Here is a 15558-nt window from a genome sequence, read left to right on the forward strand (position 1 = left end):
ATGACACCCTTTTGCCTGTCGGCCAGGGTAGTTTCGCTCTTTTGTCCGGTTGCTCACGGCTGCAAGGAAGATGATGAAGGTTCTATTTCTGGTGCAGAAAGAACAGCGGGCCATTCTGGACCGCCTGTACGAAGGCGTTGCCGCTCATTGCGAATGCGACCTGCGGTGGTTGAGCAGCGACGAGCAGCGCAACCTGCGTGGCTATTTCCGCCGTGAGGTGGAAGTATCGCGCTACGACCGTATCGTGTTCTTCCTGCGTTTCAAGCAGGAAATCCGCCAGGCGAGTTTCATCCGCAGCATTCCCAATCTGGTGATCCTCGAGCACGACGCCTACCAGAACTACATCCCTTGCAAGTACACCGGCAAGTTCAGCGCGCACTACCGCCGCCTGCCGTGGGCACGGGTGATCAGCTCGGGGTTCATGGTCAGCGAGCGCTTGCGCCAGGAAGGTTTCGACGCGGTATTCGTGCCCAAGGGCTACGACCAGACCCTGCTGCAGGATCAGGGCCGCGAGCGGGATATCGAACTGGCATTCGTCGGCAGCACCAACAGCGTGGCCTACAGCGGGCGCAAGGCGCTGCTCGACGAACTTGGTCAGGTCGAGCCCCTGGTGGTGACGCGGACCAAGTCGGGCGAAGAGTATTGCGACACCCTCAACCGTATCCGCTTTTTCGTCAGTGCCGACGTCGGCATGGGCGAATACATGATCAAGAATTTCGAGGCCATGGCCTGTGGCTGTGTGTTGCTGGCATTCGACCAGGGCGAGGCGGAAAACCGCGCGCTGGGCTTGCAGGACCTGCACAACGTGGTCTTTTATCAGAACATCCCGCAATTGCAGGAAAAACTCGCCATGCTGCGCGCCGATCCGGCCCTGGCGCAGAGCATCGCGCGAAACGGCCGCGATCTGGCGGTCTCTCAGTTCAGCTTCGCCCGTATCGGGCAGCGTATTGTCGAGGAACTCCAGCCCGCATTGCGGCCTCGTGCACCCTTGAGCCTTATCGAGCGCGTACGCTCGAAGCTGGGTGTTTGACAGCGATCACTGAGCCCTTAATAGTGATCGCACTTTGTCGTAGGTGAGAATCAAGTGCAGTTTAGTCAAGAGAGTGACATCACCCTGGTGGTCACCAGTTGCGGTCGTCTGGACCTGCTCAAGCTCACGCTGGAGAGTTTCGATCGCTTCAACAGCGCGCCGATCCGCGAAGTCTTCATCACCGAAGATGCTGGCGACGAGCGGGTGCGCACGGCGGTGCCCGCCCATTGGAAAGATCACTGTACCTTCTTCGTCAACCGGCCGAAGCTCGGGCAATTGGCGTCGATCGACCTGGCCTACGAGCAGGTCAAGACCCCCTATATCTTCCATTGCGAAGACGATTGGGAGTTCTATCGCCCGGGTTTTGTCGAGGATTCGAAAGCGATTCTCGAACAGCGCCCGGACATCCTGCAGGTCTGGTTGCGCAGTTATGCCCACGACCTGCGAGTCCATAGTCCCTACATCCACTTGGGCGCCCGCGAGTTGATCGGTGGTGTGCCTTGTTATCCGCTGATCTCCGATAAACCCGAGTGGCAGAGTTTCTCCCTGAACCCGGGCTTGCGCCGGATGGCAGAGTATCGACTGTGCGCGCCTTTCGCCGGGCACGGAGGCGAGAAAGCGCTGTCCAAGCGCTATGCTGAGCTGAACCTGACGGCTGTCAGCCTGGAAGGCGACGCGGTGCTGCATACAGGCTTCGGTCTGCATGTGGAGACTGCCGCCGAGCGGCAGCGTAAGGCTCGGCGCAGTCGTCGCGAGCAAATCAAGCTTGTTTTAGTCCTGTTGGTTGGAGTCGGTATTGGCTGGTTTATCAATTAGTTCTACCGGTTTCACTTTTCCGAATACCGCGAAAGGGCTATGTGCCCAATGAGCATTCTCAACGTCATGTGGGCAGGCGGCAGTGCATTTGCCTCCGTTCACAAGGTTCACCAGCAGATCCTCTCTCAGGCCGAGCCAGGCACTGTGGTCAAGACCTGGCTGCTGCAAGGCTCGTCCACCGGATGCGTTGCCGAAGTGGGGGAATGCTGGGAGTGGAACCTGTCGTCGGTGCGCCTGAAGGGCAAGCATTTCTGGCGCTTGCTCAAACCCTGGCTGCGGGCCCGCTTTCGCAAGGCTCTGCAGGAGACTGATGCCCAGGTGCTGTTGCTCGATGGCCTGGGGGTGGCGCGTACCTTGTTGCCGGTCCTCAAGTCATTGCCGCACATGCGTGCGGTGGTGGTGATCCACGGCTCCACGCGCTTGCACCGCAAGGATCAGCAGCTGTTCCGGCAGTTCCCCGCCTCGCAGCTGACGCTCGCGGCCGTTTCGCAGACCCTGGCGTCTTCCCTCGAATACGATTTGCAGATGCCAGTGACGGCCTTGCGCAGCGCGTTCGACCCGCAGGAGTTCAATGCAAGGCTGCTGCCGCGTGCCGAGGCCCGGGCCACCCTCGGCCTGCCCGTGGACGATGTTCCGGTATTCGGCGCGGTCGGCCGTCTGGTGGACGATAAAGGTTTTGCTTGCCTGCTGGAGGCTTTCGCCAAGGCCTTGGCGAGCCGGCCGGAGATGCGTCTGGTGATTATCGGCGAGGGCTCGAATCGCACAGCGCTCGAGGCCCGCATCAACCAGCTGGGCCTGCAGGACAGGGTTTCGCTGCCTGGACATCTGAAGCATGCGGCGATGCTTTACAAGGCATTCGACTGGGTGGCCATCCCGTCGCTGGACGAGGGCCTGGGGTTGATCCTGCAGGAAGCAGTGATGTCCGGTGTGCCGGTATTGACCAGCGATTTGCCAGTGTTCCGTGAGCAGTTGGCTGAAACCGGGCGTTATGCGCCGGTGAATGATATCGACGCCTGGCAGGAGGCCATTTTTCAGGCCCTCGGCCTGCCCGTCCAGAGCATCGCGGCGGATCAGTACGCTGCTCTGGCCCCCGACCTGGCCTGGCAGCGCTTCAGCCAGGCCGCTACCTCCCTGTTGTCATGCCGAAAGTAGGGCCTGTTCCAGCGCTTGTATCGGAAAGCTCCCGTTCAGCTTCTCCCGGGCAATATAACGGGCGAAATGTTGCAGGTTGCGTTTGACCAGATGGCGCGGCAATGGTCCGCGGAAAAAACGCATGTCGGCCACATCGATCAGGCCGAAGCGGTTATCCGGGGTGATGACGATGTTGCCCAGGTGCAGCGAGCGAAAGTAGATCCCCGAGTTGTGCAGGCTGCGAATCAGCTCGACCAGGGCCGGCAAGGTCTGTTGCCAGTCGAAGCCTTCCTTGCTGGCGACCTGACGCAGGGTTTCGCCTGGCAGCGGTCGGTAGAGCACCGCGGTCATGCCGGGTTGTTCCAGGCGGTAGAAGTCCAGAACCTGCAGCGTGGGAACGCCGAGTTGTTCCAGGCGCGCGGCGTTGTCGATGAAGCGCCTCGAATAGGGCCGAAACAGGGCGGATGAAAAAAGACGCTTGCGCCGAAACAGTTTCAGAATATTCCCATCCTGCAGCAGGTAGACTTTCGGGCCGTAACTGTCGGCCTCCAGAATTCTGGCGCCTTCAATCATCTGATTCAAAGTGGCTTGGGGAAGCCGGGAGCATTGCATCGTAGGAAGCCTTGTCGAAGTGGCGGGCACAGTGGCGGGCAATGATGCCGAAAAGTTGCTGTTTTAACCATGCCGGGTTGGTTGGTGAACCATTTAGGAGCGAGTAGATGCAGGCCACACGTTGGGCGCAAGTATGGATGACAATCGGGTTGCTATGGTTTTTGCTGGCCATCGCACTGGCGCCCACCAACAAGCTCTACCAACAGGGGCTGGTGGCCTTTTTGTGGTTGCCGGCGATGATTCTGGCCTGGCCCGCGCGTCAACGCCTGGTTGAATGGTGGCATGCCCAACGCTGGCTTGGCCTGGCGTTGCTGGGGTTGGCGGTATGGGGGCTGGTCAGCCTGCTATGGACGCAGGCGGCGGACCCATCGCGTGAGGCCAAGCGCCTGCTGTACATCGTAGTGTTCCTGCTGTTCTTCCCGGTTTTCGCCAATGCCCGGACTGAGCGGGTGATTCGCGTCATGCAGTGGGGCGGACTGGGGCTGGCGGTGACGGCGCTGATGGCCATCATCCAGTTCTACTGGATCAACGGAAATGTCTGGTGGGCACGCCTTGTGGGATTGGGTGAGCTGGCGCATCCGATCCTGGGTGGTTATGTCATCGGCCTGGCCGCCATCTGGCTGCTGCACTGGGTGCCGCGTACTCGCGCCCTTCAAGCAGTGTGGCTGGTGGCGTTGGCGGTGCTCGGTGGGTTTGTCGTGCTCTGCCAGAGCCGCGGTGCTGCCCTGGCCCTGTTCCTGACCGTGCTGGCGATGCCGATCTGGTGCCGTGACCGACTCAGCCGAATTTTCGCGGCGGCAGCATTGTTGCTGGCAATGTCGGCGTTCTGGTTTCTCGAGCCTTTGGTCCTGGCGCGTGGCGTTTCCTTTCGCCCGCAGATCCTGATGGCCAGCCTGCAGATGATCGCCGAACATCCATGGACAGGCCTCGGCCTGGGTTCAGGCTATAGCGTGCATGCCGAAGGGCAGGCTTTCGATCATGCCCATAACCTGTTCAGCCACATTGCCATCGAACTGGGGATTCCTGGGCTCTTGCTCTGGGTCGTGGCCTGGTTTGCAGCGCTGCGCGAAGCCTGGCGCGCCCGTGAAACGCTCTATGGCCGGGGCGTCATCGGCATCTGGCTGTTCTCCTTCCTGGCCATGCAGTTCGATGCCGCCAGCCTGACCGGAACCCCTCGCGCCGAATGGTTCATCAGTTGGCTGCCGATCGGTCTGGCTACTGTTTTGGTCTGGGCGCGGGGCAGTCACACAGGCTGTGATAAAATCCCGCGTTCCTCCTAAACAGTGAGCTCGACGATGAGTGACGCACCGCGTAAAGCGGAACAGGACTCCAGCCTGAAAATCTATTTTCGGCTGTTGGGGTATGTAAAACCCTACATTGGCATTTTCCTGCTGAGTATCGTGGGCTTCGTGATATTTGCCTCCACCCAGCCGATGCTGGCGGGCATTCTCAAATATTTCGTCGACGGCTTGAGCAATCCCGAAGCGGTGCTCTTCCCCAACGTTCCCTATCTGCGCGACTTGCAGCTATTGATGGCGGTACCGCTGCTGATCATCCTGATCGCGGCCTGGCAGGGGCTCGGCTCCTTCCTCGGCAACTACTACCTGGCGAAGGTTTCCCTGGGGTTGGTGCATGACCTGCGGGTCGAGCTGTTCAACAAGCTGCTGGTCCTGCCGAACCGCTATTTCGACACCCACAACTCCGGGCATCTGATTTCCCGCATCACCTTTAACGTCACCATGGTCACCGGTGCCGCCACCGACGCCATCAAGGTGGTGATTCGTGAAGGCCTGACGGTGGTGTTCCTGTTCGTCTACCTGTTGTGGATGAACTGGAAGCTGACCCTGGTGATGCTGGCGATCCTGCCGTTGATTGCGGTCATGGTCGGCAGCACCAGCAAGAAATTCCGCAAGCAGAGCAAGAAGATCCAGGTGGCGATGGGCGATGTGACCCACGTGGCCTCCGAGACCATTCAAGGCTATCGCGTGGTTCGCAGCTTCGGTGGCGAAAGCTACGAGCAGCAGCGTTTCGTCGACGCCAGCCAGAGCAACACCGACAAGCAGCTGCGCATGACCAAGACCGGTGCGGTCTACACGCCGATGCTGCAGTTGGTGATCTACTCCGCCATGGCGGTGCTGATGTTCCTGGTGCTGTTCCTGCGTGGCGATGCCACCGCGGGCGACCTGGTGGCCTACATCACCGCGGCGGGCCTGCTGCCCAAGCCGATTCGCCAGCTCTCGGAAGTCAGTTCGACCATCCAGAAAGGCGTGGCGGGCGCGGAAAGCATCTTCGAACAGCTGGACGTCGAGCCTGAGGTCGATCGGGGCCAGGTCGAGCGTGAGCGCATCGAGGGTCGCCTGGACGTGCGCAACCTGAGCTTCACCTATCCGGGCACCGACCGTGAAGTGCTGAAGGACATCAGTTTCTCCGCGGCTCCCGGGCAGATGATCGCGCTGGTCGGCCGCTCCGGCAGCGGCAAGTCGACCCTGGCCAGCCTGATTCCGCGCTTCTATCACCACGAAACGGGGCAGATTCTCCTCGATGACGTGGAGATCGAGGATTACCGTCTGCGCAACCTGCGCCGGCATGTGGCCCAGGTGACCCAGCATGTGACCCTGTTCAACGACAGCGTGGCCGCCAACATTGCTTATGGCGATCTGGCCGGGGCGCCGCGGGAAGATATCGAGAAGGCGGCGGCGGATGCCTATGCCATGGATTTCATTTCGCAGCTGCCCGAAGGCCTGGACACCCAGGTCGGCGAGAACGGCGTGCTGCTCTCCGGCGGTCAGCGCCAGCGTCTGGCAATTGCCCGGGCCCTGTTGAAAAATGCGCCGTTGCTGATTCTCGACGAAGCCACCTCGGCCCTGGATACCGAGTCCGAGCGGCATATCCAGGCGGCCCTGGACAAGGTGATGAAGGGGCGCACCACCCTGGTGATCGCACACCGCCTGTCGACCATCGAGAAGGCCGACCTGATTCTGGTCATGGACCAGGGGCGGATCGTCGAGCGCGGCACCCATGTCGACCTGCTGGCGCAGAACGGCTACTACTCGCGCCTGCATGCCATGGGCCTGGACGAGCCTGCGTCCGAAGGCATTGCCTGACCGAGCTTCAGGGTGGGCACTGCCCATCCTGGAACGACCCCGGCGTGCAATGCGCCGGCCGGTCTTTGTATCCCGCCCCTTACAGTCTTGACCAAGCCTAAATAATTCCGCGTCTCGTGCTTGTTATGGTTCCAGCCTCAATCGTCGACTGAATCGAGGGGGCCAACCCCGTCGCGCGGGTACTGGAATGCTGCAACGTTATCTGTGGAAGTTATTGCCCAAGTCGCAACGGGCCTTCTTGCTTGGGCGCCTGTCTGTGGTGGACCGGCAGGTGGTGAACAAGGCCATGTCCGCCAACGTCCGTTTTCCAGAGCCGTTCCGCCAGCACGGTTGTGTGTTCATCCATGTGCCCAAGTGCGCGGGGAGCAGCCTGTGTTCGGCATTGTTCGACGGCTGGACGCCAGGCCACCTGCCTCTGTACTGGTACGAGCAACAGTTTCCCCAGCAGTTCGCCGGCAGCTTCAAGTTCGCCGTGGTCCGCGATCCCCTGGAACGAGCCTACTCGGCCTATGCCTTCCTGCGTGGCAACGAACTCAGTCGCCGCGACCAGGCCGCCCAGCGGCTGGTCAGCCACTATCGTGATTTCGACGATTTTGTCGGACGCTGGCTGCACCCGGAAAATATCCACAAGCAACTGCACTTCGCCCCGCAGACCGACTTCCTGGTGGATTCCATGGGGCGCCTGAATATGGACTTCATCGGTTATCAGGAACACCTGCAGCGCGACTATCAGTTGCTCAGCGAGCACCTGGGGGGGAGCAGATCCCTGCCGCACCTCAATGAATCGTGGCAACGGCACCAGAAGCCTGTCCGGGACTTCTGCTCGGTGCGCACCCGGCGGCTGGTGCGTCGAGCCTACCAGCGCGACTACGAGATGCTCGGCTATGAATGAACCCCTGCCGGCACATTGCCCGCGACCGGATATCCGCCCCTGCAGCCTGTCCCTGACCGCTGCCGAGCGGGCGGCGCTCAAGCAGCAGCATCCGTGTTGCATCTGGCTGACCGGTTTGTCCGGCGCCGGCAAGTCGACCCTGGCCAACCTGCTGGAACTGCGCCTGAACGGGCAGGGCCTGCACGCCTTTGTCCTTGATGGCGATAACGTGCGTGGCGGCCTGTGTCGTGACCTGGGCATGGGCGCCGAGGCACGCAAGGAAAACATCCGGCGCCTGGCCGAGGTGGCGAGGTTGATGGTGGAGGCGGGGCTGATCGTGATCGTCTCGGCAATTTCACCGTTTCGCGCGGAGCGCGCCGCTGCCCGGGCCTTGTTCGCGGCAGACGAATTTCTCGAGGTGTACGTGAGTACATCCTTCGCTGTCTGTGCCCAACGCGACCCCAAGGGCCTGTATCAGGCGGCGAGTGAAGGGCGTATCCAGGACTTCACCGGGCTCGACAGCCCCTACGAAGCGCCGCTTTATCCCGACTGCGAGATCGATACCGAAACGGTCGGGCTGGCCTGTGCGACAGACCGGCTCATGGCGCTTTTGCTCAATAAATGAACAGTTTGCGGCGATCGCGAATACTCGTGCAGCGGTAGAACTAGGCAGCGTTCACCCTGTGTTAATATCGCGCCCCTGTTCATTTTGTATGTGGGTTGCTCCATGAAGTTGTCCATGCCGCGATTCGATCAAGCCCCTGTCTTGGTGGTCGGCGATGTCATGCTCGACCGTTACTGGCATGGTGGTACCTCACGGATTTCCCCTGAGGCGCCGGTACCGGTGGTCAAGGTCGAGCAAATCGAGGACCGCCCGGGCGGTGCCGCGAACGTTGCCTTGAACATTGCCGCGCTCGGCGCACCGGCCTCGCTGGTCGGCGTCACCGGTGACGACGAGGCTGCCGACAGTCTCTCCAACAGTCTTGAAGGGGCGGGCGTCCGCGCCTTGTTCCAGCGCATTGCCCATCAGCCGACCATCGTCAAGCTGCGGGTCATGAGTCGGCACCAGCAATTGCTGCGTATCGATTTCGAAGAACCTTTCGCCACCGACGCCCTGGCATTGGGCGCTGAAGTCGACCAGTTGCTGGACGGCATCAAGGTGCTGGTGTTGTCCGACTACGGCAAGGGTGCCCTGAAGAACCATCAGGCGTTGATCCAGGCCGCGCGTGCCCGTGGCATCCCGGTATTGGCGGACCCGAAAGGCAAGGACTTTTCGATTTACCGCGGCGCCAGCCTGATCACCCCGAACCTCAGCGAGTTCGAAACCATAGTCGGCGGTTGCGTCGACGAGCACGACCTGGTCAGCAAAGGCGCGAAGCTGATGCACGACCTGGAGCTGGGTGCCTTGCTGGTGACCCGAGGCGAGCACGGCATGACCCTGCTGCGTCCCGATCACCCGGCGCTGCACCTGCCAGCCCGGGCCCGTGAAGTGTTCGATGTGACCGGTGCCGGCGATACGGTGATTTCCACCCTGGCGGCGGCAATCGCGGCGGGCGAAGAGCTGCCGCACGCGGTGGCCCTGGCCAACCTGGCTGCCGGCATCGTGGTCGGCAAGCTGGGTACCGCGGCCATCAGCGCACCGGAACTGCGTCGCGCGATCCAGCGTGAAGAAGGTTCCGAGCGTGGTGTGCTGAGCCTCGACCAGCTGCTGCTGGCGATCGACGATGCGCGTGCGCACAAAGAGAAGATCGTCTTCACCAACGGCTGCTTCGATATCCTCCATGCCGGGCATGTGACCTACCTCGAACAGGCGCGGGCCCAAGGCGATCGCCTGATCGTGGCGATCAACGACGATGCCTCGGTCAGCCGCCTGAAAGGCCCTGGCCGTCCGATCAACAGCGTCGACCGGCGCATGGCGGTACTGGCCGGCCTGGGCGCGGTGGATTGGGTCATCAGCTTTCCCGAGGGCACGCCGGAAAACCTGCTGGCCCAGGTCAAGCCGGATGTGCTGGTCAAAGGCGGGGATTACTCGGTCGACCAGGTGGTCGGCGCCGATATCGTCAAGGCTTATGGCGGCACGGTGAAGGTGCTGGGGCTGGTGGAGAACAGTTCCACCACGGCCATAGTCGAGAAGATCCGCAAGACCGAATAAGGCTTGCTACCAACCCGCCGACTCCTGCGAAAGTTGGAGTGGGCGGATTGGCAATCAACGTTGCCGGCTGGCCTTGGCCGGGACGATCTTGCGCAATATCTGCCGTGCCTTGCCGGTAAGGCGCTGGAGCTTGGAGTCCTTCTCCGGCGCGCTCAATCCCTGCTGCTTCAGCCAGTCTTTCCAGCGAATCCGCTCGTCACGCACCAGCCAGCCCTGCTGCTGGGCGAAGCTTTCGGCCAGGTACAGGCCGCGGGTACTCGCCGGGTGCAACTGATCCTTCTTCAACGTATAGAGCTCGGCGCACGGCTGCCCGTCCTTGAGCGGCATCAGGTACAGGTCCGGGCGCTTGCGATCCAGGCGCGCCACCAGTTGATCGCCCTCCAGGCGTTCGTCGACATGGAACAGGCTCAGGGACTTGGCTTCTTTCGGCACGTCCAGGCGCAGGTCATAAATCAGCTGCAGCGACGCGGTGGGCAGATGCACATAAGCTCGCGGCCGTTCCAGCAGATGCAGGTTGGCGCAACGTACCGGGCGTGCCGCGCCCGACAGCGGCGTCAGGCGAAAGGGCAGGGCTTCGCGATAATGCAGGGCCGCCGAGTAGGGCGCTGGCAGCCAGGTATCGTTGAAGCGTCCGCTGAGCCAGCCTTCCGGGGTTTCCAGCAGGCATTCCTCGGCGATTTCCTGGATGGCGGTATGCAGCGGCAGATTCAGTTCATGGGCCGGGACGTAGCCGGAAATCAGCTTGAGCACCACATCGCCGCGGTCCTGTCGGCGCTGGCGGACCAGCACCCAATAGTCGCGGTTCTGCCAATGCAGGGTCAGGCGGACCGAGACGCCGAGGTTGGCCAGCTCCAGGGCGAAGCGTTCGGCGTCGGCCACCGTGACCGGACGCCGCCGCTGCAGGGTCTGCGCAAAGTTTAGCGGCATGCCGACGCTCTGGTAGCTGAGGCCTTCGGGCGTCGCTTCGACGAACAGCGGCAGGGTCTTGAAGTTGCTGGGGTTCTTTCTTATGAGCGTACGCGGCATGTCGGCTCCTTCTTGCGTCGGGGTCGGCCGCGTGGGCGGCATCAGTTTTTGCGCAACACCTGCGCGACAGTGGCGACATTATGGGCCAGGTGCAGCGGATTGATGGTCCCGACAATAGCACTGGCGACGCCCGGTTGATCGAACAGCAGTTCGAAGCTGGCGCGAACCGGGTCGACCCCCGGGCTCAGGCACACATGGCCACTGGCTAGGGCTTTTTTCACCAGAATGCCCTTGCCGTGGGCGGCGGCGTAATCGATGACGGCTCTCTCGTTCTGTTCGTTCAGATTGTAGGTGACCATGGCGCAGTCGCCTTGTTCCAGGGCCTTGAGGCCCCCTTCGACGGTTTTCCCGGAGAAGCCGAAGCCACGGATCTTGCCTTCCTGCTTGAGCTCGGCCAGCGTCTGATACACCTCGCACTGCTCGAGGATGTGCAGATCATTGCCGTCGGAATGCACCAGCACCAGGTCGATGAAGTCGGTTTCCAGACGCTGCAGGCTGCGCTCCACCGACAGGCGGGTATGCGCGGCACTGAAGTCGTGGCGCGACAGGCCGTTTTCGAACTCTTCGCCGACCTTGCTGACAATCACCCAGTCCTGGCGTTGCCCGCGCAACAGCGGGCCCAGGCGTTCTTCGCTACGGCCATAGGCTGGCGCGGTATCGATCAGGTTGATGCCCAGGTCGCGGGTCAGATTGAGCAGCATGCGGGCTTCGCTGTCATCCGGAATCTGGAAGCCGCTGGGGTATTTCACCCCTTGGTCGCGCCCGAGTTTCACGGTGCCCAGGCCCAGTGGGGAGACCAGCAGCCCGGTGTTGCCGAAGGGGCGATGCAGGTCGTGCAGGGTCGCTTGGCTCATGGCAGCAGTTGCTCCCAGGCCGGTTGGGCGATGGCGGGTTTCGGCAGCTCCGGCAACGGGGTTGCGGGGCCTGGCTTGATGCCGTCGCGCTCGAGGGCGGCGAACACCCGGTCGGCGAAATCCGGGGCCAGGGCCAGCTTGGTCGGCCAGCCGACCAGCAGGCGGTCCTGCTCGGCGAGGAAGGCGTTGTCCGGGCGAGTCAGGCCCGATTGTGCGGGTTCGGCCCGATCCACTCGCAGGGTGGCCCATTGCGCCTGGCTGAGGTCGACCCATGGCAACAGGTTGCCAAGTTCTTTCTGGGCAGCGGCAATCTGCGCCGCGGGCTCGCGCGCAACGCCTTCGGCTTCGGCGATATCGCCGCCGAGGTACCAGACCCATTGGCCGTCGGCCGCCGGGTGGGTGGTCACGGTGATGCGCGGTTTTGGCCCGCCGCCCAGGCAGTGGGCGTACAGCGGTTTCAGGCTCGGGCCCTTGACGATCACCATGTGCAGCGGCCGGCGTTGCATGGCCGGCTGGCTCAGGCCGAGGCTGCTCAGCAGCTCGGCATTGCCGGCGCCGGCGCTGAGGACGATGCGTTGCGCGCGGATTTCCCGCTCGTCGACCCGCAGGCCCAGCAATTGCCCGTTCTCCAACACCGGTTCGATCTTCTGCCCGGCCAGCAGGCTATCGCCGCCCAGTTCGGCCAGGCGCCCGATCAGGCTCGGCACGTCCACCACCAGCTCGGCCAGGCGATAGACCTTGCCCTTGAAACGACGGTCCTGCAGGGCCGGCGGCAACTGGTCGCCCTTGACCTGATCGACGCGGCCACGCACCGCCTTGCTGGCGAAAAAGCTGGTGAGGTTGCCGGCCAGGGTGCCGGGGGACCACAGATAGTGGGCTTCGGACAGCAGGCGCACGCCGGACAGGTCCAGCTCGCCGTTGCCGGCCAGGGCCTCGCGCCAGCGGCGCGGCATGTCGGCGATGGCTTCCGAGGCGCCGGTCAGGGCACCGTGCAGGGCGTATTTGGCGCCGCCGTGAATGATTCCCTGAGACTTGACGCTTTGTCCGCCGCCGAGGCTGGCGCTCTCCACCAGCACAGTGGAAAAGCCCTGGCGACGCAGGCGGGCGTTCAGCCAGAGGCCGGCGACTCCGGCGCCGACAATCAGCACGTCGGTGGAAATAACGGATGGCATGCAGCGACCTCGGAGAACAAATCGAAGGCGCAAGTTTCAAGCCTCAAGCTTCAAGCTGCAAGCATGACGCTCTCTTGCCGCTTGAAGCTTGCCGCTTGCCGCTGCTTTTTTTAATGCCCGGCAGTCTTCGAAAACAGCTGGATCACCACCACGCCCAGGACGATCAGGGCCATGCCGAGCATCGCCGGGATATCCAGCTTCTGCCCGTAGAGAAACAGCGCAGCCACGCTGACCATGACAATGCCCATGCCGGCCCAGACTGCGTAAGCCACGCCCACCGGCACGGTGCGCACCACCAGGGTCAGCATCCAGAAGGCCACGCCGTAACCGACGATGATCAGCAGCAGCGGCAGGGGAGTGCTCAGGCCTTTGACCGCTTTCATCGAAACAGTGGCGATCACTTCGGCGCAGATGGCGATGGCCAGGTAGGTGTAAGCGTTCATGGGAGAGTCCTCGTGTTTGGGCTTGCTTGATGAGGTCGGCATTCTAGAGATTGTGCAGATGGGGTAAAGTCATTACCTATCTGTTTTGAAGATGGGTTGGCTCATGAATGTGCAGTGGAATCTGGAGCAGATGCGGCTGTTCGTCAGCGTCGCCGAGCAGCGTTCGTTTTCCGCGGTGGCCCGTGACCAACACAAGGCGCAATCGGCGGTCAGCAGCGCGATTGCGCTGCTCGAGGCCGATCTCGGCGTGCTCTTGTTCGAGCGCAGCAGCGGTCGCCAGCCCAAACTCACCGAGGCGGGGCGTGCCTTGCTCGCGGAGGCGCGGGAAGTGCTGCGCCAGTGCGAACGCTTGAACGGACGGGCGCTGGCGTTGATGCGGGGGGAGGAGGCGCGCTTGCGGCTGGCGTTGGACGAGGCGATGCCTTTCCAGCCGGTGCTCGATAGCCTTGAGGCGTTGTCCGAGCGCTTCCCCAGTCTTGAGGTCCAGCTGGCCAGCAGCGCCCAGGGTGACGTGGCGCGCAAACTGCTGGAGCGTCGGGCCGACCTCGGTTTGCTGTTCCACCATGAACAGATGTCCGAGGCCCTCGAACGGCGGGCCCTGGGCAGCGTCGAGATGGTCACGGTGTGCGCGGTCGGGCATCCGCTGGCCGGCGAGAAACAGGTGGATCGTCAGCAACTGGGGCGTCATCGGCAGTTGCTGATTTCCCCGCAGTTGAGCACTTACCCCAGTGGCGAGCAGCTCAGCCCGCAAGTCTGGCGCGCCGACAGCTTCTATGCGATGGCCGAATTGCTGATGCGCGGCCTGGGCTGGGCCTGGCTGCCAAGGCATGTGGTGCAGTACCCGGCCTACCAGAACCAGATGGTCGAGTTGGCCAGCGAGTGGACCCCGCCGGCGCTGGTGGTGGAACTGGTCTGGCGTCGCGATGAACCCTTGGGGCCGGCGGCGCATTGGCTGGCGGAGCGTTTTGCCGTGCACTTGCGGGCGATTGGCTGAAAAAGCCGATAAACTCCGCCGCCATGAATAGAACTCTCTACACCGCGCTGTTTTACCTGGGGCTGCCATTGGTGGCGATTCGTCTGTGGCTGCGGGCGCGCAAGGCGCCGGCTTATGCCAGGCGGGTTGGCGAACGTTTTTCCTGGGGGCTGCCGGCGATGCAGCCGGGCGGGATCTGGGTGCACGCGGTGTCGGTGGGCGAAAGCATTGCCGCCGCGCCGATGATCCGTGCCTTGCTGGCGCGTTATCCACAGCTGCCGATCACGGTCACCTGCATGACCCCCACCGGTTCGGAGCGTATCCAGGCGCTGTTCGCCAACGAGCCACGCATCCAGCACTGCTACCTGCCTTACGACCTGCCTTGCGCCGCCGCGCGTTTTCTCGATCGGGTCCGGCCGAAGCTGGCGGTGATCATGGAAACCGAGTTGTGGCCCAATCACATTCACCAGTGCGCCAAGCGCGGGATTCCCGTGGCGCTGGCCAACGGGCGGTTGTCGGAGCGTTCGGCCCGAGGTTATGGCCGATTCAACAAACTGACCGCGCCGATGCTCGCGCAAATGAGCCTGTTCGCGGTGCAGACCGAAGCCGAGGCCGAGCGTTTTCGCCAGCTGGGGGCGCGGCCGGAAACAGTCGAGGTGACGGGTTCGATCAAATTCGACCTGAGCATCGACCCGCAACTGCTGGAGCGCGCCAGCGAGCTGCGCCAGCAATGGCAAGCCAGCGAACGCCCGGTGTGGATCGCCGCCAGTACCCATGAAGGCGAAGACGCCGTGGTGCTGGATGCCCATCGCCAACTGCTGGCCAGCCACCCGGATGCCTTGCTGATCCTGGTGCCGCGTCATCCGGAGCGGTTCAATTCGGTGTTCGAGCTATGCCGGCAGCAGGGCTTCGCGACTATTCGCCGCTCCAGCGCCGAGCCGGTCAGCGCCAGCACCTCGGTACTGCTGGGCGACACCATGGGTGAGCTGCTGTTTCTCTATGCCCTGGCGGACAGCGCTTTTGTCGGCGGCAGCCTGGTGCCCAATGGCGGCCACAACCTGCTGGAGCCGGCGGCCCTGGCCAAGCCGGTGCTGAGCGGGCCGCACCTGTTCAACTTCCTGGAGATCGCGACAATGCTGCGCGAGGCGGGCGCCCTGCAGGAAGTGGACGATGCCCATGGCCTGGCGGTGGCGGTGCAGCGCCTGTTCGAGTTGCCCCGGGATGCGCAGAAGATGGCCGATGCCGGGCTGCGGGTGATGCGCAGCAATCAGGGCGCCCTGCAGCGCCTGCTCGACGGCCTGGGCCGTTTGCTGTAGCCGCTGCCGCAGGCTGCGATCGACCGGAACGGTCGTAAAAAAGCCACCGCCATTCAAT

At 62.8% G+C, this 15558-nt stretch carries 15 protein-coding genes; 10 read left to right on the forward strand and 5 right to left on the reverse strand.

The features are described 5' to 3' along the window. The first annotated feature begins 73 nt into the window (after window positions 1-73). Genes J4D28_RS20830 through J4D28_RS20840 form a run of 3 tightly spaced genes read left to right on the forward strand, consistent with a single transcriptional unit; the run spans window position 74 to window position 2998 of the window. The gene (locus J4D28_RS20830; RefSeq protein ID WP_038630439.1) at window positions 74-1030 is read left to right on the forward strand and encodes a glycosyltransferase; all 957 of its coding nucleotides are present in this window, start codon (window positions 74-76) and stop codon (window positions 1028-1030) included. 54 nt (window positions 1031-1084) lie between these two features. Then, a complete protein-coding gene (locus tag J4D28_RS20835; protein ID WP_009046656.1) occupies window positions 1085-1846 on the forward strand; it encodes a hypothetical protein in 762 nt (253 codons plus the stop codon). Window positions 1847-1894: 48 nt separating this feature from the next. Continuing rightward, window positions 1895-2998: a glycosyltransferase gene (locus tag J4D28_RS20840; protein WP_103330893.1), complete on the forward strand. Its 1104-nt coding sequence runs from the start codon at window positions 1895-1897 to the stop codon at window positions 2996-2998. On the opposite strand, the gene J4D28_RS20845 is transcribed toward J4D28_RS20840, so the two are convergent. After that, window positions 2984-3589: a hypothetical protein gene (locus tag J4D28_RS20845; protein WP_009046658.1), complete on the reverse strand. Its 606-nt coding sequence runs from the start codon at window positions 3587-3589 to the stop codon at window positions 2984-2986. The genes J4D28_RS20840 and J4D28_RS20845 overlap by 15 nt on opposite strands. A 107-nt stretch (window positions 3590-3696) precedes the next feature. On the opposite strand from J4D28_RS20845, the gene J4D28_RS20850 reads away from it, so the two are divergent. The 5 genes from J4D28_RS20850 to hldE all read left to right on the forward strand — a co-directional run bounded on the left by J4D28_RS20850 (window position 3697) and on the right by hldE (window position 9716). Next, window positions 3697-4869: an O-antigen ligase gene (locus J4D28_RS20850; protein ID WP_009046659.1), complete on the forward strand. Its 1173-nt coding sequence runs from the start codon at window positions 3697-3699 to the stop codon at window positions 4867-4869. Window positions 4870-4884: 15 nt separating this feature from the next. Next, a complete protein-coding gene (gene msbA, locus J4D28_RS20855; RefSeq protein ID WP_016704490.1) occupies window positions 4885-6693 on the forward strand; it encodes a lipid A export permease/ATP-binding protein MsbA in 1809 nt (602 codons plus the stop codon). Between the two features lie 187 nt (window positions 6694-6880). Further along, entirely contained in the window at window positions 6881-7585 is a 705-nt protein-coding gene (locus J4D28_RS20860) for a sulfotransferase family 2 domain-containing protein (protein ID WP_103330892.1), read from the forward strand. Beyond that, window positions 7578-8189, forward strand: coding sequence for an adenylyl-sulfate kinase (gene cysC, locus J4D28_RS20865; protein ID WP_101281710.1), 612 nt, complete (start codon window positions 7578-7580; stop codon window positions 8187-8189). The genes J4D28_RS20860 and cysC overlap by 8 nt, the downstream gene beginning before the upstream one ends. Before the next feature lie 102 nt (window positions 8190-8291). Then, entirely contained in the window at window positions 8292-9716 is a 1425-nt protein-coding gene (gene hldE / locus J4D28_RS20870; protein ID WP_009046663.1) for a bifunctional D-glycero-beta-D-manno-heptose-7-phosphate kinase/D-glycero-beta-D-manno-heptose 1-phosphate adenylyltransferase HldE, read from the forward strand. 54 nt (window positions 9717-9770) lie between these two features. On the opposite strand, the gene J4D28_RS20875 is transcribed toward hldE, so the two are convergent. The 4 genes from J4D28_RS20875 to J4D28_RS20890 all read right to left on the reverse strand — a co-directional run bounded on the left by J4D28_RS20875 (window position 9771) and on the right by J4D28_RS20890 (window position 13211). Then, complete coding sequence (locus J4D28_RS20875; protein WP_009046664.1) at window positions 9771-10742, reverse strand: hypothetical protein; 972 nt, start codon at window positions 10740-10742, stop codon at window positions 9771-9773. A gap of 41 nt (window positions 10743-10783) precedes the next feature. Continuing rightward, on the reverse strand, window positions 10784-11596 hold the full coding sequence (locus J4D28_RS20880) for an aldo/keto reductase (protein ID WP_103330890.1): 813 nt from the start codon (window positions 11594-11596) through the stop codon (window positions 10784-10786). Continuing rightward, the gene (locus J4D28_RS20885; RefSeq protein WP_028683745.1) at window positions 11593-12768 is read right to left on the reverse strand and encodes an FAD-binding oxidoreductase; all 1176 of its coding nucleotides are present in this window, start codon (window positions 12766-12768) and stop codon (window positions 11593-11595) included. Before J4D28_RS20885 ends, J4D28_RS20880 begins: the two co-directional genes overlap by 4 nt. 110 nt (window positions 12769-12878) lie before the next feature. Beyond that, window positions 12879-13211 (reverse strand): multidrug efflux SMR transporter, encoded by a 333-nt coding sequence (locus J4D28_RS20890; protein WP_007921448.1) that lies wholly within the window; start codon window positions 13209-13211, stop codon window positions 12879-12881. A 109-nt stretch (window positions 13212-13320) separates the two neighbouring features. Here J4D28_RS20890 and J4D28_RS20895 point away from each other — a divergent pair, with 109 nt between their 5' ends. Both J4D28_RS20895 and waaA read left to right on the forward strand, forming a co-directional pair. Beyond that, window positions 13321-14205 (forward strand): LysR family transcriptional regulator, encoded by an 885-nt coding sequence (locus J4D28_RS20895; RefSeq protein WP_162096366.1) that lies wholly within the window; start codon window positions 13321-13323, stop codon window positions 14203-14205. A gap of 23 nt (window positions 14206-14228) precedes the next feature. After that, a complete protein-coding gene (gene waaA / locus J4D28_RS20900) occupies window positions 14229-15500 on the forward strand; it encodes a lipid IV(A) 3-deoxy-D-manno-octulosonic acid transferase (protein ID WP_009046668.1) in 1272 nt (423 codons plus the stop codon). Window positions 15501-15558 lie beyond the last annotated feature (58 nt).

The organism is Pseudomonas sp. GW531-T4 (assembly GCF_017349615.1).
Lineage (GTDB): Bacteria > Pseudomonadota > Gammaproteobacteria > Pseudomonadales > Pseudomonadaceae > Aquipseudomonas > Aquipseudomonas chlororaphis_I.